The organism is Pseudactinotalea sp. Z1732 (assembly GCF_049724975.1).
Classification (GTDB): domain Bacteria; phylum Actinomycetota; class Actinomycetes; order Actinomycetales; family Beutenbergiaceae; genus CALKWS01.
This window is the reverse complement of the sequence record NZ_JBMPQC010000003.1, coordinates 99,609-117,846: the sequence shown is the minus strand read 5'-3', so window position 1 is coordinate 117,846 and position 18,238 is coordinate 99,609. Positions and strand designations below refer to the sequence as shown.

Below are 18,238 nucleotides of genomic sequence, written 5' to 3'. Positions count from 1 at the left end.
TTCCGCGTGTTGCCTCCACCATCGTGCTCAGCCGCGCTCTGCGCGAGACAATGGAGAAGGCCCCGGCGATCACGGTGCTGTGCACCCCGCGGGGATTCGGTAAGACCAGCGCGGTCGCCTCCTGGATCCGCGGGCAGACCGGGGCACACACTCGCTACGTCTGGGTGGGCCTGCCGATGCACGCCACCGCCCCACAGCAGTTCTGGACCGAGGTGCACCTCGCCCTGACCGGGACGAGCACGCCGGCCGGGGCCGACCCGTTGACGCTCATCTATGCGGTGCTCGGCCGTACGCTGCAACCCACCACCCTCGTGCTGGACAACTTCACCTCCGTCAGCGCCGAGAGCGTGGACGATGAGTTGGGGGAGTTGCTCAACCAGTTCGAACGGCTGCGCCTGGTGGTCATGGTGCGGATGGAGCGGGCCATTGTGGCGATCGCCAACGCCCACGCGGAGTCCGTCGTCTTGCGGATGCCCGAACTCGGTCTGGACGCGCGGGGTGTCGCCACCATGGCCAACGAGGCCGGTTACACGATGACCCGCACCCAGGCCCACGAACTCGCCCAGGCAGTCGTCGGCTGGCCCGCGGTGGTCCGCGCACTCCTGCGTGATGGATCACGCGACGCCGAGGGTGCTCTGGTCCCGGACTGGCACGGCATCGAGCGGTACTGCCGGATCGTGTTGGAGGATCCGGACATGCAGCGCTTCCGACCGCTGCTGGCGGCGCTCAGTTGCGCGGAAACCTTCGGCCCTGACCTCGGCCGGAAACTCATCGGCCAGGACAACTGGCAGACCGCCTTCCCGGTGATCCACCAGGCTGGGATCGTCGAGCCCGTGCAGACCGGTGGCCGGGAGACCTATCGCGTCCGTCCGCGACTTCGCGCCGCCGTCCAAGCGGTCACCCGCCGCCATGACCCGGTGAACTACCGCCGCAACCATCGAATCCTGGCCGACTGGTACGACCGGCGGAACATCGCCGAGCCCGCCATCTCTCATTTCGTCGAGGCCGAGGACTGGGAACGAGCTGCGCTCCTCGTAGAGGACTACTGGCTGGAATTCGTCACCGGTTCTACCGATGACGCCAGGCGGATCATGCGCAAGTTCCCCGACCAGGTGGTGCGCGCCAGCGCCAGACTCCTGGTGGTCCGGGACTACATCCTGAACGTCGATACGACCCAGCGTGCCTGGCAAGCGTTCCGGTCCGGACACATGGAGGTCGACTTCGCCGCGCGCTATGAGAACCAGCGGCTCACCCTCAGCCAGACCCTGCAGATGCGCGTGTCCGGGGAGTACGAGGCGTTCCGGCAGGTGATGGAGGAGTCCGGTCAGGGGGTTGAGCGTTCGGCGTGGGCAGACAGCGTGCTGGAGCAGATGCCGGAGATGCTGCTGCAGTGGAGCATCACCCTGCTGCTGACCAGGGATGTGCCCAGCGCCGCCTATGTCTTCAGACAGGCCTACCAGTGGGCCCGGGAGCGGGGGATGACCGGAGCCAAGCGGGAAGCCGGAAGCGGACTCGCGCTGTGCCTAGCGATGCTCGGCCACCTCAACTCCGCCGACAAGTGGCTCGACCGGGTGGCCGGGCTTCCTTCCAGAGGCGCCCCGGCTGATCTGGAACGCCTGGCGAGCGTGCTCGTACGGGGGCTCATCGCCGGGGACCGACTCGAGGCCGGTGACACCGAGCCCGCACCGGTCGATGACGTCCCAGCGCTGCCCGGGCTGGATGCGATCCAGCAGTATCTGCACGCCGGATACGCGCTGCACCGGGGGGATGCGCGGGTGCAGGAAGAGACCCTGTCGATGCTGGAACGCTCGCTCGCGACGTTGACGCCTCACCGCCACGGAGCCCGGATCACCGGAACCGCGGCCCGCAACGCCATCGTGGACCTGTGCATTGCTCGTAGCCAGTTCGAGCGCGCCTACCGGGCGCTGGAAGGCGTCGACGCCGAGCAGGTCTGGGCGATCGTATGCCGGGCCCGGCTCGCCTTGTTCGAGGGGCGCTATGACGCAGTTCTGGCGATGACCGAGCACATGGATGGACTGTCGGTCGCCGACATCCGGCACAGTCTGCAACTCCACCTCATCCGAGCCTGCGCAGCGCGTCGCCTGCACCGGATGGACGTTGCTGGCGACGAACTCCAGGCGGCGGCCAGCCTGGCCGAGATTTCCGGCATCGTGCGGTTCTTCGCGCTGGTGCCAAGGGCCGACCTGGTGAACTTGGACCAGGAGTTTCCCCACGTGGTCCCGCCGGGCGTGTTGCAGGCCGTGACCGCCGGCGCGGAGGTCTTCCCCGAGCCGCGCGAACCCGTCCGGCTCTCCGAACGAGAACTGGAGGTGCTGCGCCAGATCGCCACCGGCGTGCCGCTCAGCCAGGCGGCCCGGCGTCTGTTCGTCTCGGAGAACACGGTCAAGTCCCAGGTGCGCAACATCTATCGCAAACTCGGGGTACACAACCGCGAGGATGCTCTCCAGCGCGCGAACTCACTGGGACTGCTCACCGATGACGACGACGGGCGCCCGGGTGGATATCCGGACGCCGCGGATGCCCAGCCCCGGCGCACGGCGGTCATCTGAAGCGACTGTCGCCGTCGCCGGTTGGGCCATGACGACCCTGCCGGTCGCCGCCGCCCGGCGTCCGGCGTCCGGCGTCCGGCATCCGTGACCATCCTGTGACCTTCATTCGGCACTGAGGGTGGGACCCGGGCCATTAGCCTGTGTGCGATCCGTGGTGCGCCGCTGCCCTCACCCCTGGCCGGCGTCACCGGCGCCCGGCAACACCGCCGGGTGCGTGAGGAAAGGACACAGATGTCACACCGATCGGCCCCTCCAGCACGCGGCAGAGTCCGCACGTTCCTGGCGGCACTGTTGTCGCTGCTCCTGCTCGGCATCGGGATCACCACGGCGTCGGCCGATGTGATCGACGACGCCGAGGCGACCCCGGCGCAGCAGGGCACCTGGGAGTTGTCCCAGCAGGCTGCCCCCACGTCCGGCGCCACGGTCGAAGCAGGTGAGCAGATCACCTACACCCTCAGCGCCGCCGCGCTCGACACCCGCCCGGTGCAGGGGATCACGGCCACCGTGGACCTGTCCGGTGTGCTGGCTCACGCGAGCCTGGTCGAGCCACTGCATCGCGAGCTGAGCCTGACCGGTGACGAGCTCACCTGGGATGTGCGCAATCCGGTGCGCATCAACAGCCCCGCCTCGGTGTCCTTCTCCGTGGTGGTCGACTCCGATGCGTCCGGCGTCACGCTGACCTCGGTGGCCGCGCCGCAGAGCAGCGGCGGGACCTGCACCGACTGCACCATCACCCACACAGTGCCCGGCGAGCCTTCCTGGGACCTGAGCGTGACCCCGAATGAGGAGCCCGGGTCAACCCTGCTGACCAACGCGGCGATCGTTCCGTCGATGACGGCCACGAACACCTCCGATGTGACGGTCTCCGACGCGCAGGTGGTGGCCGACCTGACCGGGATGGGCCAGCACTGGGACCTGGGGACCCTCCGTGAGGGCGTGAGCTATGACGCTGAGACCGCACTGCTGACCTGGGACGTCCCCGAGATGGAACCGGGTGAGTCCGTCACCCAGCGCTTCCAGGTGCGACTGCGGGCCCCCGCTCGTGGGAGCGAGGTCTCGCTCGACTTCACGGCCCAAGGGGCCGGTGGGGAGTGCGTGACCGGGTGTGAACTCGGCTACCACGTGTTCGGGTTCGACGCCTCGGTCACAGCCGACCCTACGGCCGGTGAGGTGACCGCCGGTCAGCAGATCACCTACACCTGGACAGCGCAGAACATCTCCGGAGGTGAACTCACCGGAGCGCACATGCGGGCGAACCTGCGACACCAGGCCGGCCCGTTCCTCGATGCCGCGGATCTGGTGGAACCGCTGGATGAGGCGCTGGAGATGTTCGGATCCGTGCTGCACTGGAACATCCCGGACCTGGACCCGGGGGAGAGCGCGCAGATCTCCTTCGTCGCGCAGATCCACCAAGACGCGACCCCGGGCGATGCGGTGCGGATGGGGATCAGTGCCGGGACGGCCCGCCACGGCGGGTCGCTGGTGGACCCCGCCACCCTGGTGCACACCGTCGCCGAGCCCACCTGGGAGTTGTCCCACAGTGCCGAGCCGGCTTCCGGATCCGCGGTGGCACCGGGTGAGCAGATCACCTACACCCTCACCGCTGCGGCGCTTGATCTGCGCCCCGTGACCAGGGTCGCGGCGAGTGTGGATCTCTCGGAGGTACTGAGCGGTGCCAGCCTCGTCGAGCCGTTGCCGGCGGGGTTGAGCCTCGACGGGGATGAACTGACCTGGACCGTCCGCCAACCGGTGCACCGCAACCATCCCGCGTCGGTCTCCTACACCGTGACCGTGGACGACGACGCCTCCGGGGCCACCCTGACCAGCGTGGCGACGCCACAACGAACTGGCGCGCTGTGCACCGACTGCACGCTCACCCACACGGTGGCTGAGCCGGCGTGGGAGGTGAGTGCGCGGGCGGCGCAGGCTAATGGGGTCACGATCCCGAATGAGGGGACGGTGCGCCCGAATGGTCAGTTGAACTATCACTTGAGTGCCGAGAACACCTCCGGTGTGAGGGTCTCTGATGGGGTGGTGGTCGCCGATGTGTCGGGGCTGGTGGCGTATGCGAATATCGAGGCGCTCGGTGAGGGCGCGGAGTTCGATGCCGATGCCGGGGTGGTGCGGTGGTCGGTGCCTGAGCTTGGAGCGCAGGAGTCGGCGTCGGTGCGGTTCCGGGCGAACTTGCGGTTCGCGGACGCCCCGAATGCGGTGTTGCCGTTGTCGGTGAGTACCGAGGGTGCCGGTGGGGAGTGTGTGAGTGGGTGTGAGTTGGTGCATTTCGCTACCGGTTTTGAAGCCTCGATGACCACTGATCCGCCCGCGGGCTCGGTCGAAGCCGGGGATGAGATCGTCTACACCTGGACGGTGCAGAACACCTCCCACGCGCAGATCTCCGGCGCCACCGTCACCGCCCAGTTGCGGGATGTGCTCGAGCACGCCGAACTGGTGGAGCCGTTGGCTGAGGAGTTGCGTCTGGTCAGCATCGTCGGTCCGACGATCATGAGGTGGGATGTGCCGGACCTGGCCGCCCACGAGAGCGCCGAGGTGTCCTTCAGTGTGATCGTGCGCGACGATGCCGATGCGGGTGCCGAACTCGCCACCTCGATCACGGCCGGGGCGAACAGTTTCGGCATCACCTACGGGGAGAGGGAGGTCACCCACACCGTTGATCAGCTCTCCTGGGAGGTCAGCGTCCGGGGGGCCCAGGCGAACGGGGTGACCATTCCGCACGAAGGAACCCTCCGCCCGAACGGTCAGGTGAACTACCACGTCGTCGCGGAGAACACCTCCGGGCTGACCATGTCCGAGGGCGCCGTCATCGCGGATGTGTCCGGGCTGCTTCCCTACGCCGACATCGAGGCGTTGACCGCCGGGGCCGAGTTCGACCCGGAGAACGGGCTCGTGCGCTGGTGGTCACCGGAGTTGTCCGGAGGGGAATCGGCCTCCTTCTCCTTCCGGGCGAACCTGCGCTTCGCCGATGCTCCCGGCGCGGTGCTGCCGCTGTCGGTGATCACCCAGGGTCCCGGCGGGGAGTGCGCGAGTGGGTGTGAACTGGTGCACTACGTCACCGCGTTCGAGGCCTCTGTGAGCGCGGACCCGCCCTCCGGGGAGGTGCGGGCCGGGGATGAGGTCACCTACACCTGGCAGGTGCGCAACACCTCTCAGGCACAGATCTCCGGTGCGTATGTCCGCGCCCAGATGGGCGGCGTGCTCGCGCACGCCGACCTGGTCGAGCCGCTACCAGATGGTGTGAACTTCACGATCGGGACCGTGCTGAACTGGTGGATCCCGGACTTGGGTCCCGGTGAGAGTGCCCGGGTGTCGTTCACGGTAGTTGTCGATCAGGACGCGGAGCAGGGCGCCGAGTTCGGGATGTCCATCACTGCCGGTGCGAACAGTTTCGGGATCACCTACGGTGATCAGGAGGTGGACCACGCCGTCACGGTGTCGGTGACTCCTCCGGCCCCGTCACTGCCCCCTGTACTGGCTGTTCTGCTCGGACTGGCCAAGTGGGTGCTCGGTTTCCTGATCTGGCTGTTCTGACCGGTCGAGGTGAGTTGACCGGCTCGGGTGTGTTCCGTCGTCGTCCCGCCAGGACGACGCCGGAACACGGTGTGAGATAGACCGCATCGGAACCGATGCGGGCCGGTTCCATCGAGGCGGATCATGCCGTAAGATTGACCGTTGGGCGCGCTCCGCCATGCTCTCGACCCGGGCAACCGGGCCGGCGGCGCACGGAGCACAGGTCGTACACACGCGCCTCATCGGATCCAGACAGATACTGCAGTTAGCGGAGGATATGGCGAAGAAGGACGGGGTCATCGAGATCGAGGGCCACGTGGTCGAGGCGTTGCCCAACGCGATGTTTCGCGTCGAGTTGAGCAACGGCCACAAGGTACTCGCTCACATCTCGGGCAAGATGCGGCAGCACTACATCCGGATCCTCCCCGAGGACCGTGTGGTGGTCGAGTTGAGCCCCTACGACCTCACCCGCGGTCGAATCGTCTACCGCTACAAGTAACAGACCACGATCTCGCCGCCGCGAGGGGGAGGCCCATGGGAGTTCCCGAGCGTGCGCGGCGGTGCAGAGGAAGCATCATGAAGGTTAAGCCGAGCGTCAAGAAGATCTGTGACAACTGCAAGGTGATCCGTCGCAACGGTGTCGTGCGGGTGATCTGCACCAACTTGCGTCACAAGCAGCGCCAGGGCTGACGCCCTGCGTTCGGGCCGTCCGCGGCCCACCACAACTGCACACCGCCAGCGATCGCCCTGCGATCGCAACCCTCGGCTCGGAGGCCGGGGCCCGCAGCCCGCGGGACGGCGATGTGGAAGACCTCCGATGACTCACAGGAGTGAGAAAACAATATGGCACGACTCGTCGGCGCCGACCTCCCCCGCGACAAGCGGCTCGAGGTGGCGCTCACCTACATCTTCGGCGTGGGCCGCACCCGCGCTGCCGAGACGCTCGAGGCCACCGGCCTGAGTCCGGACCTGCGCGTCAAGGACCTCAACGACGCGGACCTGGTCGCATTGCGCGACTACCTCGAGGGCAACTACAAGCTCGAAGGTGACCTGCGCCGTGAGGTGGCCGCAGACATCCGCCGCAAGGTGGAGATCGGGACCTACCAGGGCCTGCGGCACCGCCGTGGCCTTCCGGTGCGCGGACAGCGCACCAAGACCAACGCGCGGACCCGCAAGGGCCCCAAGCGCACTGTGGCCGGCAAGAAGAAGGCCGCTCGCTAAGCAGTTCGCTCTCCGCCACCGTGCGGATGCGGATCGACGACCTCGAAGAGAAGAGATTTGTAGATGCCCCCCAAGACTCGCCAAGCCGCCGGTGCGCGCAAGCCGCGCCGCAAGGAGAAGAAGAACGTCTCCGCCGGTCAGGCCCACATCAAGTCGACCTTCAACAACACCATCGTCACGATCACCGATCCCTCTGGTGCCGTGATCTCCTGGGCCTCCTCCGGCCAGGTGGGCTACAAGGGTTCGCGTAAGTCGACCCCCTTCGCCGCCCAGCTCGCCGCCGAGGCCGCCGCCCGCAAGGCGCAGGAGCACGGCATGAAGAAGGTGGACGTGCTGGTCAAGGGCCCCGGTTCGGGCCGGGAGACCGCGATCCGTTCGCTGCAGGCCACCGGCCTGGAGGTCGGGTCGATCCAGGACGTGACCCCGCAGGCGCACAACGGCTGCCGCCCGCCGAAGCGTCGCCGGGTCTGAGTCCGGTGTGGTGCGGGCTGAAGCCCGCACCGTCGGTGTGGCCGCCCGCAGGTCGGCCCGCCCACCACCGTTAGTTTCACCCCCGGTTCGGACAGATGGGCCGGGGTCTTGCACGACGTCATATAGCGGACGTTTGCTGAAAGGAATCACCAATGCTCATCGCACAGCGCCCCACACTGACCGAAGAAGTCGTCGACGAATTCCGGTCCCGTTTCGTCATCGAGCCTCTTGAGCCGGGCTTCGGTTACACCCTCGGTAACTCCATGCGTCGTACCCTGCTCTCCTCCATCCCGGGTGCGGCCGTGACCAGCATCCGCGTGGACGGGGTGTTGCACGAGTTCTCCACCATCTCCGGTGTGAAGGAGGACGTCACCGAGATCATCCTGAACATCAAGGACATCGTGGTCTCCTCCGAGCACGACGAGCCTGTGGTGATGTACCTGCGCAAGCAGGGCCCCGGCACCGTCACCGCTGCCGACATCACGCCCCCGGCCGGTGTGGAGGTGCACAACCCGGACTTGCACCTGGCGACCATCAACGCCAAGGGCAAACTCGAGATCGAACTGACCGTCGAGCGTGGCCGCGGGTACGTCTCTGCGGTGCAGAACAAGCAGGCCGACGCCGAGATCGGCCGTGTGCCGGTGGACTCGATCTACTCCCCGGTGCTCAAAGTGACCTACAAGGTCGAGGCCACTCGTGTGGAGCAGCGGACCGACTTCGACAAGTTGATCGTGGACGTGGAGACCAAGCGCTCGATGTCCCCGCGTGACGCCCTGGCCTCGGCCGGTTCCACCCTGGTGGAACTGTTCGGGCTGGCCCGCGAACTCAACACCGAGGCCGAGGGGATCGAGATCGGACCCTCCCCGACCGACGCCGCATTGGCCGAGGACCTGGCGATGCCGATCGAGCAGTTGGATCTGACCATCCGGTCCTACAACTGTCTCAAGCGGGAGGGCATCCACACCGTTGGCGAGCTCGTGGCTCGCAGCGAGGCCGACCTGCTGGACATCCGCAACTTCGGCGCCAAGTCGATCACCGAGGTGAAGGAGAAGCTGGTCGGTCTGGGTCTGTCCCTGAAGGACAGCCCGAGCGACTTCGACCCCTCCCTCGTGGCCTCGTACGACGGCGACGACTACGACTACAACTGAGCGTCGCTCGCACCCTAGGAGATTCCCATGCCCAAGCCCACGAAGGGGCCCCGTCTCGGCGGTAGCCCGGCACACCAGCGCCTGATGCTGGCGAACCTGGCCCAGTCGCTGTTCGAGCACGGCAGCATCCGCACCACCGAGACCAAGGCCAAGCGGTTGCGCCCGTTCGCCGAGCGACTGATCACCAAGGCCAAGCGCGGTGACCTGGCCGCCCGTCGTCAGGTGCTCGCCGTGCTGTCCCGCAAGGACGTGGTGCACGAGTTGTTCACCGAGATCGCTCCGCGATTCTCCGAGCGTCCCGGTGGCTACACCCGGATCATCAAGGTCGGCCCCCGCAAGGGTGACAACGCGCCGATGGCAGTGATCGAACTCGTCACCGAGCCCTACAGCCCGAAGCAGGCCACCGTGAAGGAGGCTGAAGGCGCCACCAAGCGTGGCGCGAAGGAAGCCGCCGCCCAGCAGGCCGCCGAGGCCCCCTCCGCCGAGGAGACCACGGACAGCCCGGACAGCCCCGACTCCCCGGAGTCGGCGGCGAGCCCGGACAGCCCGGATTCGGCACCGTCGGCCGACTCACCCGCCGAGGCCGACGAGACCGAAGCCAAGGACGACGCCGGGGAGGCCGGCAAGTCCTGACCCGACGTTAGTCAGCGCATTCGCAGGCCCGCTGCCGGACCACTCCGGCAGCGGGCCTGCGTGTTCTGTGCCCGGCCCGCTGACCGCTCAGCGCGTGCGATGGTTCGGGTGGCGGCGTGAAGGGCGTGGCACAGTGGTGTCCATGCCCGTGGATCATCAAGACCCTGAGCGCGAACCGGCCTTCAGGGTGAGGGTCGCCCAGCCCGCCGAGCGGGACCGGCCCGGCGAGCCCGGCATGCAGGACGAGCCCGCCCAGCCATCAGTGCTGTTCGTGCACGGCATTCGCAGTTCGGGGACCATGTGGCGGGCGCAGGTGGAGCACCTCAAGGCGCTGGGGGTGACTGCGCGGGCGATCGACCTTCCCGGCCACGGCGCGCAGATCAGTAGTGCGTTCTCGCTCGCGATGTGCCGGGAGGTGATCGAGCAGGCATGGCAGGAACTGCCCGCCGGGAGACGCATCCTGGTCGGGCTGTCGCTGGGCGGCTATCTGGCGTTGGATTGGGCCGCTCGAACAGCGAGTCCGGTCGACGCGGTGCTGGCGGCCGGGTGCAGCGTGCGTCCGCGGGGGGCGCCGCTGGCGGCCTACCGGCGCCTGGCCGGGCTGATCAATCGGTTGCCCGACCGGGGTGGCTGGCTGAATGACACGCTGGCCACCCGGATGCTCAGCCCGGACGCCGCCCGGGACGTCGCTGCCGGCGGGGTGGCGCTGGACGTGATGGTGCCGGCGCTCACGGCGATCGCGCAGGTGGATCCGATCACGGACCTGCGCCGTATCGAGGCCCCGGTGTGGCTGGTGAACGGGGCATGGGACCACTTCCGGGTGGAACAGGGCCGGTTCTGGGCCGCAGTTCGAACAGGTCGGCTGATCGTCCTGCCCCGGACCGGGCACCTGGTCAGTCTGGAGCGCCCGGACCTGTTCAACGCCGTGCTGGCCGCGCTGGTGGCCCAGGTGCGCGAGTCCGGTCCGGACCTCGCCCCGGGCGCCGGTCCGGATGTCTCAGCCCGGCAGTGACCAGGCCCGCACGCCTCCCACGATTCCGGCGCTGTTGGGCACCACGACCACGTCGTCGCCCGCCTTCGCCAGCACCACCGGGGTGATCCGGCGGGAGTTGCCACCGCCCAGGTAGAGCCGGTCCCACAGGAACACCGGGCGCAACGCGTCGATCACGCGGCGGACGCGCCGCGACCACATCGCATCCCCCAACCGCAACCGTTCGTGCTCGCCGACGTACTCGTCGTAACTCAGGCCCCAGCGCACCGGGCTCTGGGACAGTTCCGTGTGCGGGGCCAGCCGGCCGCCGTCGAACACTGCATTGCCCAACCCGGTGCCGAAGGTGAGCATCAGTTCCAGGCCTGCGCCGGCGATCACGCCGGCTCCGTGCACCTCGGCGTCGTTGAGGATCAGGGCGGGCTGGTCGAGCCGCTCCTGTACCGCACGGCGCATGTCGAAGCCCGTCCACGCCGCTCTGAGCTCGGGCAGTACCTTCGTGCGCGGGCCGGCCCGGGTGATGTAGTGGGGGGTGTGCACCACCACACCGTGGCGGATCATGCCCGGCATGCCTACGGTGATCCGGTCGGTGGGGGGCAACCGTTCGGCGAGGTCGGCGATCACCTCGAGCAGGCTCTCCGGTGGCAGCGGGTAGGGTGTGGCGGTGCGTACCGGCTGGGCGTGCATGGTGCCGACATCGTCCAGCACCGAGGCCTTGATGCCGCCGCCCCCGCAGTCCACCGAGAGGGTCACCGGGTCGGAAGTCACACCCTGATGCTACTGGCGCAGCGTGAAGCGGGCCCGCTGTGAACGTGCGGAGCGGACACGATGTGATGAACTGTTCCCGTGTCCGAACCAGACAGGCCCGCAGCGCCACCGGCCGGGAATGAACCGGCTGTGCGCATCCGGCTGGACCTGGCCTATGACGGCACCGAGTTCTCCGGGTGGGCCGCCCAACCAGGGTTGCGCACCGTCGAGGGGGAACTGCGGCGCGGGCTGGGGACCATCCTGCGCACCGAACCACCGCGGCTGGTGGTGGGTGGGCGCACCGATGCCGGCGTGCACGCCAGGGGCTCGGTGGTCCACACCGACGTCGACGCAGCTGCGTGGGAGTCCCTACCCGGCCGATCCGACCGTGCCCCCGCTCAGGCGGCCCTCACGCGGCTGGCGGGCGTGCTGCCACCGGACATCGTGGTACGCCGTGCCACCGTGGTCAGCACCGACTTCGATGCCCGGTTCTCCGCCCTGCGACGACGCTACTCCTACCGGCTGTGCGACCGTCCCGCCCTCGCCGATCCCCTACGTCGAAGGGACACGGTGATCGTGCCCAGACCGCTGGACTCCGAGGCGATGAACACCGCAGCCGACATGCTCTGTGGACTACACGACTTCGCCGCGTTCTGCAGACCACGGGAAGGGGCCACCACGATCCGTACGCTGGAGGACTTCTCCTGGCAACGTCCCACCGAAGGCGTGCTGGAGGGCACCGTGGTGGCCGACGCGTTCTGCCACTCGATGGTGCGTGCCCTGGTCGGGGCGGTGGTCGCCATCGGGCAGGGCCGCCAGGAACCGGGATGGGCCGCCGCGGTGCTGGCTGCCCGCAGACGGGACCCGGCGGTGATGGTGATGCCCGCGCACGGACTGTGCCTGGAGGAGATCACCTACCCGCCCACGCATGAACTGGGTGCGCGCGCCACCCAGGCCCGTGCCGTGCGCGAACTCCCGTGAGGTCTCGAGCGGGAGGTGGCGCGGCGGCGTTCCCGGTGTCGCAGTAGGTGACCGGGGGTCAGAGCGCGGGGTCGGCCTCGTCGTCGGATGCCGGTGTCTCCCACACCTCCGGCTCCTCGATCTCCACGCGCTCATCGATGCCGTCCGGAGTCATCTCATCCGCCACGGTCTGCTCATACAGGGGGCCCGGTGCGTCCGGGGCGTTGAAGCCCTCATCCACCAGGTCCCGCCCGCCGGTGTCCTCCAGGGTGTCCTCGGCGGGCAACTGCCGGATCGTTCCGGTGGCCCCGACATCCGGATCGGCCTCACCGGTGTCATCGGGTTCGGGCTCACCATCCTCTTCGGGGGAGGCGGTGGTGTCCGACGGGGGCAGGTCCGAGACCTGATCGGCGTTGGCCAGTTCCTCCGGGCTGGGCTCGTCCGGAGAGAGTTCCTCGGGGATGGGTGTGCTCGCGTCCATCCACCCACACTGACACTGCCGGCACACCCGCGCATCCGCAGACGTTGCGGCACAGCGGCTCCCGTAAAACGGCTTGGCCCACCGCCACCGGACCGCCATCCTGGGGCCATGGCGCACCTCGATCTGGCCGGGATCACCTACCACCTCCCCGACGGCAGGGTGCTGCTGAACGAGGTCGACGCGCACGTGGGCGAGGGCCAGCGGGTGGCGCTGATCGGTCCGAACGGCGCGGGCAAGAGCACCCTGATCCGGATCGCCACCAAGCAGATAACGCCGCACGGGGGAGCGGTGACCACCGCGGGCGAGATCGGGGTGATGGCCCAGTGGGTGGGTCGCCGCGCGGTGGCACTGGTCGCGACTGCTGACGACGAGGCACCCGGGGCGTGCATGCCCGGCGCCCGGGGTGCGGGTCACCCAGGCGGCGGCGAGGTCCCGGGCAGCGCTGCCGCCCCGCCGCCCGGTTCCGAGCGGGAACCGACCGTGCAGGACCTGCTGACGGCCCATGCGCCGGCGCGTCAGCGCGAGGTCGCCCAGCGGCTGGCCCGAGCCGGGGCGGCGATGACCGGGGCCGAGAACCAGGCCGCCCAGTTCGATTACGCACAGGCGTTGGCAGACTGGGCCGACGTGGGCGGGTACCAGCTCGAGGCGCAGTGGGATGAGATCTGCTCCGACGTGCTCGCCCAGTCCTGGGATCGTGCCGCGTCCCGAGGCCTGTCCACCCTCTCCGGTGGTGAGTCCAAGCGGTTGGTGCTCTCCGCGCTGCTGCGCTCCAGCGCGCAGATCCTCATCCTGGACGAGCCGGACAATGCCCTTGACGTGCCCGCCAAGCGGTGGTTGGAGGCCCGGCTGGGTGAAACAGATAAGGCCGTCTTCTTCATCAGCCACGACCGCGAGATGCTCGAGGCGGTCGCCACCGCCGTACTCACCTTGGAACCGGGGGCGGCCGGGTCCACCGCATGGCGCCACGGCGGTGGCTTCGCGGGCTATGCCCAGGCCCGCACGGATCGGATGAGCCGGCTCGCCGAACTGCGCCGGCGCTGGGACTCCGAGCACGCCCAGTTGCGGACGTTGGTGCAGATGTACAAGCAGAAGGCCAGCTACAACTCCGATATGGCCTCTCGGTTGCAAGCGGCCCGCACCCGCCTGACGGCGTTCGAGAAGGCGGGGCCACCCCAGGCGGTGACTCGTGACCAGCACGTGCAGATGCGGTTGCGGGGCGGACGCACCGCCAAGCGGGCTGTGGTGCTGGACCGGCTCGCCCTGAACAGCCTGACCGAACCCTTCGACGCCGAGGTCTGGTTCGGCGAGCGAGTCGCCGTGCTCGGGGCCAATGGCACCGGTAAGTCCCACCTGCTCCGGTTGCTGGCCGGCGGTGGTACCGATCCCGACACCGGCAACGCCCCGGCCAGCGAGCACCTACCCGCCGCCGTCGCGCACAGCGGCTCCGCGCGGCTGGGTTCCCGGGTACGCCCGGGCTGGTTCGCCCAGCAGGACGCCCCCGCCCACCTGGTCGGACGGACCCTGCTGCAGGTGCTGCACCGCGGTGATGGCACCCGGAACGGAATCGCCCGTGAGGATGCCGGCCGGGTACTGGACCGGTACGAACTGGCCGCCGCGGCCGAGCAACAGGTCCAGACCCTCTCCGGCGGCCAACTGGCCCGGTTCCAGATCCTGCTACTGGAGTTGTCCGGCGCCACGCTGTTGTTGCTCGATGAAGCCACCGACAACCTCGACCTGCACTCGGCCCAGGCCCTGGAGCAGGGGCTGGAGGCGTTCACCGGAACGGTCCTGGCCATCACCCACGACAGGTGGTTCACCCGCTCCTTCGACCGCTTCTGGCACGTCGGCGCCGATGGCAGGGTGAGCGAGACCACCGCCCCGGTATGGGACGATGACGGCGCAGCCCGCCGCCGCTGAGGGCAGAACGTGAGCAATATCGCTCGTGCGGGCCGGTTGGACGGCCCTGCGGCTTTGACCACCGGGCCGGCCTGGCAGTACAGTGACGTGTTGTTGTGCGTCCGTGCTGCCGGTCGGTGTCTCCCACTCACCACCACGCGCGGGCATCGACGCTAACGACCGACCACCGGTTCGGCGGGGCGGATGTGTGCCCAGCCAGACGGGCCCGTGACGCCCGGACCGACCAGACCGCAGCACCGATCCAGAACGAAGGCCAACACCGTGCGTACGTACACCCCCAAGGCAGGCGAGACCGAGCGCGCCTGGTACGTCATCGACGCTACCGACGTCGTCCTCGGTCGGCTCGCCACCCACGCCGCTACGTTGCTGCGTGGTAAGCACAAGCCGACTTTCGCCCCGCATGTCGACGGCGGTGACTTCGTCGTCATCATCAACGCCGACAAGGTCGCCCTGACCGGAAGCAAGGCGGAGCAGAAGACGGCCTACCGCCACTCCGGCTACCCCGGCGGTCTGCGCGCCACCAGTTACGCCGAGCTGCTGGAGAAGCACCCCGAGCGAGCGGTCGAGAAGGCCATTCGCGGCATGATCCCCAAGACCAGCCTGGGCCGGGCGCAGCTGCGCAAGCTCAAGGTCTACCGCGGCGCCGAGCACCCCCACACCGCCCAACAGCCCCAGACTTTCGAGATCACCCAGGTGGCGCAGTAACGCACGGCGTTGCGCGATCTGTAGATGCGAGGAGAACCAGTGACCGAGAACACCGCAGTGGCGGACGTCGAGGACGTTCCCACCGAGTACACCTCCGAGTCGGAGGCCCCCACCGGGCAGGGTACGTCGCGCACCGCACCGGGCGCAGCGCTGGGGCGGCGCAAGCAGGCCGTGGCGCGGGTCCGGCTGATCCCGGGTGAGGGCACCTGGAACATCAACGGGCGCGACCTGGAGACCTACTTCCCGAACAAGATCCACCAGCAGTCGGTCAGCGCGCCGCTGGTGGCCATCGACATGCTCGGCCGCTTCGACGTGATCGCCCGGATCGACGGCGGCGGTACTTCCGGTCAGGCCGGCGCCCTGCGCCTGGCCATCGCCCGCGCGCTGAACGAGATCGACCCCGAGGCCAACCGGCCCGTGCTGAAGAAGGCCGGCTACCTCACCCGCGACGCCCGCGTGATCGAGCGGAAGAAGGCCGGGCTGAAGAAGGCCCGCAAGGCTCCCCAGTACTCCAAGCGCTGATCAGCGCCCGATCGCGGGCCCTCGCGGGCTAGGACGTGGCATCATCGGCCCCGGCGGGAACCCACCCGCCGGGGCCGATGCGCTGCGTGGTCGCGCGGGGCCCGCGTGCGCCGCCGGCGGCGTGGTAGCGGAAGGACAGTGAACGATGGCTCGACTCTTCGGAACCGACGGAGTGCGGGGGTTGGCGAACCGGGAGGTCACCGCCGAGTTGGCGCTGCGCCTGGGCATGGCCGCCGCCTCGGTGCTGACCGCGCACGGCCGGTTCGAGGACCGCAGGCCCAAAGCGATCGTGGGGCGTGACCCCCGTGTCTCCGGCCAGTTCCTGGCTGCGGCCACCATCGCCGGGCTTTCCAGCGCCGGTGTGGATGTGGAGGACCTGGGCGTGCTGCCCACCCCCGCGGTGGCGCACCTGACCAGTGTGGAGGACGCGGACCTGGCCGTGATGATCTCCGCCTCGCACAACCCGATGGCGGACAACGGGATCAAGTTCTTCGCCCGGGGCGGGCACAAACTCGATGACGATGTGGAGGACGCGATCGAGGCTGCCCTCCATGCCCCGGTCGAGCTCCCGGTGGGGGACGACGTCGGACGCGTCGTGCTGGACCGTGGGGTGGGTGGGGACCGTTACGTCCAGCACCTGCTGAGCACCACCTCCATCCCGCTTCGGGGCCTGCGCATCGCGGTGGACTGCGCCAACGGCGCGGCCAGCGAGGTCGGGCCGCAGGCGCTGCGGGATGCCGGTGCCGATGTGGTGGTCATCAACGCCTCTCCCGACGGTCGCAACATCAACGAGATGTGTGGATCCACCCATCCCGAGCAGCTCCAGGCGGTCACCGTGGCCTCCGAGGCGCACCTGGGGGTGGCGTTCGACGGTGACGCCGATCGGTGCCTCGCGGTCGATCACACCGGCGCACTGGTCGACGGCGACCAGATCATGGGCATCCTGGCCCAGGCCATGAAGGAGGCCGGCACCCTGGCCTACGACACCCTGGTGGTGACGGTGATGAGCAACCTCGGCCTGCTGTTGGCCATGCGTGAGGCCGGCATCACCACGGTGCAGACCGGGGTCGGCGACCGGTATGTGCTGGAGCGGATGCGCGCCGGCGGGTTCAGCCTGGGCGGGGAGCAGTCCGGACACCTGGTGCTGGCCGATCACGCCACCACCGGGGACGGCCTCCTCACCGCCTTGCACCTGGCGGCACGCGTGGCCCAGACCGGACGTAGCCTGGCCGACCTGGCCGGTGCGGTCCCGCGCCTGCCCCAGGTGCTCATCAACGTCAGCGGAGTGGACAAGACGCGGGTGGACTCCGATGCGGAGGTGCGTACGGCCGTCGCGGCCGCCGAGGCCCGGTTGGGCGAGACCGGCCGGGTGCTGCTGCGCCCCTCGGGCACCGAGCCGCTGGTACGGGTGATGGTGGAGGCCGCCCAGCAGGACCAGGCCGAGGAGGAGGCCCGGGTACTGGCCGATGTGGTCCGCGCGCGCCTGGCACTGGCCTGAAGCGGATCGGATATCCCCGATGCGTACGCGCTGACCAAGAATTTCGCCGGCGCGGGACTCGCACACGAACTGGTGGTGCCTGAGACCTCTCCGTGACATACGCTGGCGGCGTCGCCACCGGGTGCGGTGGCGTCATGGTCATCGACACCACGCTCGAGGAGTTCATCTGTGATCGACCTGATCCTCGAGGGTGCCGCGTCGCCGTGGTCCCTGGTGGTCCTTCTTGCGTTCTGTCTGATCGACGGGATCTTCCCGCCCGTCCCGAGTGAGTCCCTGGTCATCGCGATGGCCTCGTTGAACGCCCAGGGCGAAGGACAGAGCCTCTGGCTGCTGATCCCGGCCGCCGCACTCGGTGCTTTCTGCGGGGACCTTCTCGCCTACCTGATCGGCACCAAGGTCGACGTGCACAGCCTGCGCCTCTTCCGCGGACCTCGCGGCCGGCGAACCCTGGCCTGGGCGTCCAAGGCGATCCACCAGCGCGGCGGTGCGTTCATCCTCGCGGCCCGGTACATCCCGGTGGGCCGGGTGGCGGTGAACCTGAGCGCCGGCGCCCTCGGTTTCCCACTGCGCCGCTTCATCGGCTTCGCCGCGGTGGCCTCGGTGATGTGGTCGCTGTACTCGGTTGCGCTGGGCGTGGGAGCCGGCGCCTTGCTGTACGGACGGCCCCTGCTGGGTGTCCTGGTCGGCGTCGTGGCCGGGGTGGGCCTGGGAACGCTGATCGACCTGGGGATGCGCAGGTTCTTCCCACCGCCCGTGCCGGCGCCGCCGGTGCTGCCCAACCCCCGCGAGGAGGTCACCGTCAGCGACGGTGGCTGAGAAGGGCGTGCGCCGCACCGACCGTTCGGGCACCCC

At 69.0% G+C, this 18,238-nt stretch carries 17 protein-coding genes; 15 read left to right on the top strand and 2 right to left on the bottom strand.

What is annotated here, in order from left to right; genetic code table 11:
* Window positions 1–23 precede the first annotated feature (23 nt).
* The 9 genes from ACPL7H_RS07805 to ACPL7H_RS07765 all read left to right on the top strand — a co-directional run bounded on the left by ACPL7H_RS07805 (window position 24) and on the right by ACPL7H_RS07765 (window position 10,580).
* Window positions 24–2,570: a LuxR C-terminal-related transcriptional regulator gene (locus ACPL7H_RS07805; protein WP_424796430.1), complete on the top strand. Its 2,547-nt coding sequence runs from the start codon at window positions 24–26 to the stop codon at window positions 2,568–2,570.
* 231 nt (window positions 2,571–2,801) lie between these two features.
* Window positions 2,802–6,116, top strand: a complete 3,315-nt coding sequence (locus ACPL7H_RS07800; protein WP_424796429.1) for a hypothetical protein — start codon at window positions 2,802–2,804, stop codon at window positions 6,114–6,116.
* A gap of 256 nt (window positions 6,117–6,372) precedes the next feature.
* On the top strand, window positions 6,373–6,594 hold the full coding sequence (gene infA / locus ACPL7H_RS07795) for a translation initiation factor IF-1 (protein ID WP_022917277.1): 222 nt from the start codon (window positions 6,373–6,375) through the stop codon (window positions 6,592–6,594).
* A 77-nt stretch (window positions 6,595–6,671) separates the two neighbouring features.
* Entirely contained in the window at window positions 6,672–6,785 is a 114-nt protein-coding gene (rpmJ, locus tag ACPL7H_RS07790; protein WP_424789003.1) for a 50S ribosomal protein L36, read from the top strand.
* Window positions 6,786–6,938: 153 nt separating this feature from the next.
* On the top strand, window positions 6,939–7,316 hold the full coding sequence (gene rpsM, locus ACPL7H_RS07785) for a 30S ribosomal protein S13 (protein WP_424789002.1): 378 nt from the start codon (window positions 6,939–6,941) through the stop codon (window positions 7,314–7,316).
* A 63-nt stretch (window positions 7,317–7,379) separates the two neighbouring features.
* On the top strand, window positions 7,380–7,787 hold the full coding sequence (gene rpsK, locus ACPL7H_RS07780) for a 30S ribosomal protein S11 (RefSeq protein WP_424796428.1): 408 nt from the start codon (window positions 7,380–7,382) through the stop codon (window positions 7,785–7,787).
* Between the two features lie 152 nt (window positions 7,788–7,939).
* Window positions 7,940–8,935 (top strand): DNA-directed RNA polymerase subunit alpha, encoded by a 996-nt coding sequence (locus ACPL7H_RS07775; protein WP_424789000.1) that lies wholly within the window; start codon window positions 7,940–7,942, stop codon window positions 8,933–8,935.
* A gap of 27 nt (window positions 8,936–8,962) precedes the next feature.
* On the top strand, window positions 8,963–9,568 hold the full coding sequence (gene rplQ, locus ACPL7H_RS07770; RefSeq protein WP_424788999.1) for a 50S ribosomal protein L17: 606 nt from the start codon (window positions 8,963–8,965) through the stop codon (window positions 9,566–9,568).
* Window positions 9,569–9,710: 142 nt separating this feature from the next.
* Window positions 9,711–10,580 carry an alpha/beta fold hydrolase gene (locus ACPL7H_RS07765; protein ID WP_424788998.1) on the top strand — a complete coding sequence of 290 codons (870 nt, stop codon included), beginning with the start codon at window positions 9,711–9,713 and terminating at the stop codon, window positions 10,578–10,580.
* Here the strand turns inward: ACPL7H_RS07765 and ACPL7H_RS07760 are convergent.
* Window positions 10,566–11,324 carry an ROK family protein gene (locus ACPL7H_RS07760; RefSeq protein WP_424788997.1) on the bottom strand — a complete coding sequence of 253 codons (759 nt, stop codon included), beginning with the start codon at window positions 11,322–11,324 and terminating at the stop codon, window positions 10,566–10,568. The genes ACPL7H_RS07765 and ACPL7H_RS07760 overlap by 15 nt on opposite strands.
* A gap of 129 nt (window positions 11,325–11,453) precedes the next feature.
* On the opposite strand from ACPL7H_RS07760, the gene truA reads away from it, so the two are divergent.
* Complete coding sequence (gene truA / locus ACPL7H_RS07755; protein WP_424796427.1) at window positions 11,454–12,284, top strand: tRNA pseudouridine(38-40) synthase TruA; 831 nt, start codon at window positions 11,454–11,456, stop codon at window positions 12,282–12,284.
* Window positions 12,285–12,342: 58 nt separating this feature from the next.
* Here the strand turns inward: truA and ACPL7H_RS07750 are convergent, their stop codons facing one another.
* Window positions 12,343–12,744 (bottom strand): hypothetical protein, encoded by a 402-nt coding sequence (locus tag ACPL7H_RS07750; protein WP_424788995.1) that lies wholly within the window; start codon window positions 12,742–12,744, stop codon window positions 12,343–12,345.
* A gap of 108 nt (window positions 12,745–12,852) precedes the next feature.
* Between ACPL7H_RS07750 and ACPL7H_RS07745 the strand changes: the two genes are divergently transcribed.
* The 5 genes from ACPL7H_RS07745 to ACPL7H_RS07725 all read left to right on the top strand — a co-directional run bounded on the left by ACPL7H_RS07745 (window position 12,853) and on the right by ACPL7H_RS07725 (window position 18,202).
* Window positions 12,853–14,661 (top strand): ATP-binding cassette domain-containing protein, encoded by a 1,809-nt coding sequence (locus ACPL7H_RS07745; RefSeq protein WP_424796426.1) that lies wholly within the window; start codon window positions 12,853–12,855, stop codon window positions 14,659–14,661.
* Window positions 14,662–14,922: 261 nt separating this feature from the next.
* Window positions 14,923–15,366, top strand: a complete 444-nt coding sequence (rplM, locus tag ACPL7H_RS07740; protein WP_424788993.1) for a 50S ribosomal protein L13 — start codon at window positions 14,923–14,925, stop codon at window positions 15,364–15,366.
* Window positions 15,367–15,405: 39 nt separating this feature from the next.
* Complete coding sequence (gene rpsI / locus ACPL7H_RS07735) at window positions 15,406–15,888, top strand: 30S ribosomal protein S9 (RefSeq protein WP_424788992.1); 483 nt, start codon at window positions 15,406–15,408, stop codon at window positions 15,886–15,888.
* 145 nt (window positions 15,889–16,033) lie between these two features.
* Entirely contained in the window at window positions 16,034–17,386 is a 1,353-nt protein-coding gene (gene glmM, locus ACPL7H_RS07730; protein WP_424788991.1) for a phosphoglucosamine mutase, read from the top strand.
* 168 nt (window positions 17,387–17,554) lie between these two features.
* The gene (locus ACPL7H_RS07725) at window positions 17,555–18,202 is read left to right on the top strand and encodes a DedA family protein (protein WP_424796425.1); all 648 of its coding nucleotides are present in this window, start codon (window positions 17,555–17,557) and stop codon (window positions 18,200–18,202) included.
* The last annotated feature ends 36 nt before the right edge of the window (window positions 18,203–18,238 follow it).

What these genes read in the sequence shown, in the direction of transcription:
- ACPL7H_RS07800 (WP_424796429.1), top strand. Translation starts at nt 2,802, where the DNA reads ATGTCACACCGATCGGCCCCTCCAGCACGCGGCAGAGTCCGCACGTTC.
- infA (WP_022917277.1), top strand. Translation starts at nt 6,373, where the DNA reads ATGGCGAAGAAGGACGGGGTCATCGAGATCGAGGGCCACGTGGTCGAG.
- rpmJ (WP_424789003.1), top strand. Translation starts at nt 6,672, where the DNA reads ATGAAGGTTAAGCCGAGCGTCAAGAAGATCTGTGACAACTGCAAGGTG.
- rpsM (WP_424789002.1), top strand. Translation starts at nt 6,939, where the DNA reads ATGGCACGACTCGTCGGCGCCGACCTCCCCCGCGACAAGCGGCTCGAG.
- rpsK (WP_424796428.1), top strand. Translation starts at nt 7,380, where the DNA reads ATGCCCCCCAAGACTCGCCAAGCCGCCGGTGCGCGCAAGCCGCGCCGC.
- ACPL7H_RS07775 (WP_424789000.1), top strand. Translation starts at nt 7,940, where the DNA reads ATGCTCATCGCACAGCGCCCCACACTGACCGAAGAAGTCGTCGACGAA.
- rplQ (WP_424788999.1), top strand. Translation starts at nt 8,963, where the DNA reads ATGCCCAAGCCCACGAAGGGGCCCCGTCTCGGCGGTAGCCCGGCACAC.
- ACPL7H_RS07765 (WP_424788998.1), top strand. Translation starts at nt 9,711, where the DNA reads ATGCCCGTGGATCATCAAGACCCTGAGCGCGAACCGGCCTTCAGGGTG.
- ACPL7H_RS07750 (WP_424788995.1), bottom strand. Translation starts at nt 12,744, where the DNA reads ATGGACGCGAGCACACCCATCCCCGAGGAACTCTCTCCGGACGAGCCC.
- ACPL7H_RS07745 (WP_424796426.1), top strand. Translation starts at nt 12,853, where the DNA reads ATGGCGCACCTCGATCTGGCCGGGATCACCTACCACCTCCCCGACGGC.
- glmM (WP_424788991.1), top strand. Translation starts at nt 16,034, where the DNA reads ATGGCTCGACTCTTCGGAACCGACGGAGTGCGGGGGTTGGCGAACCGG.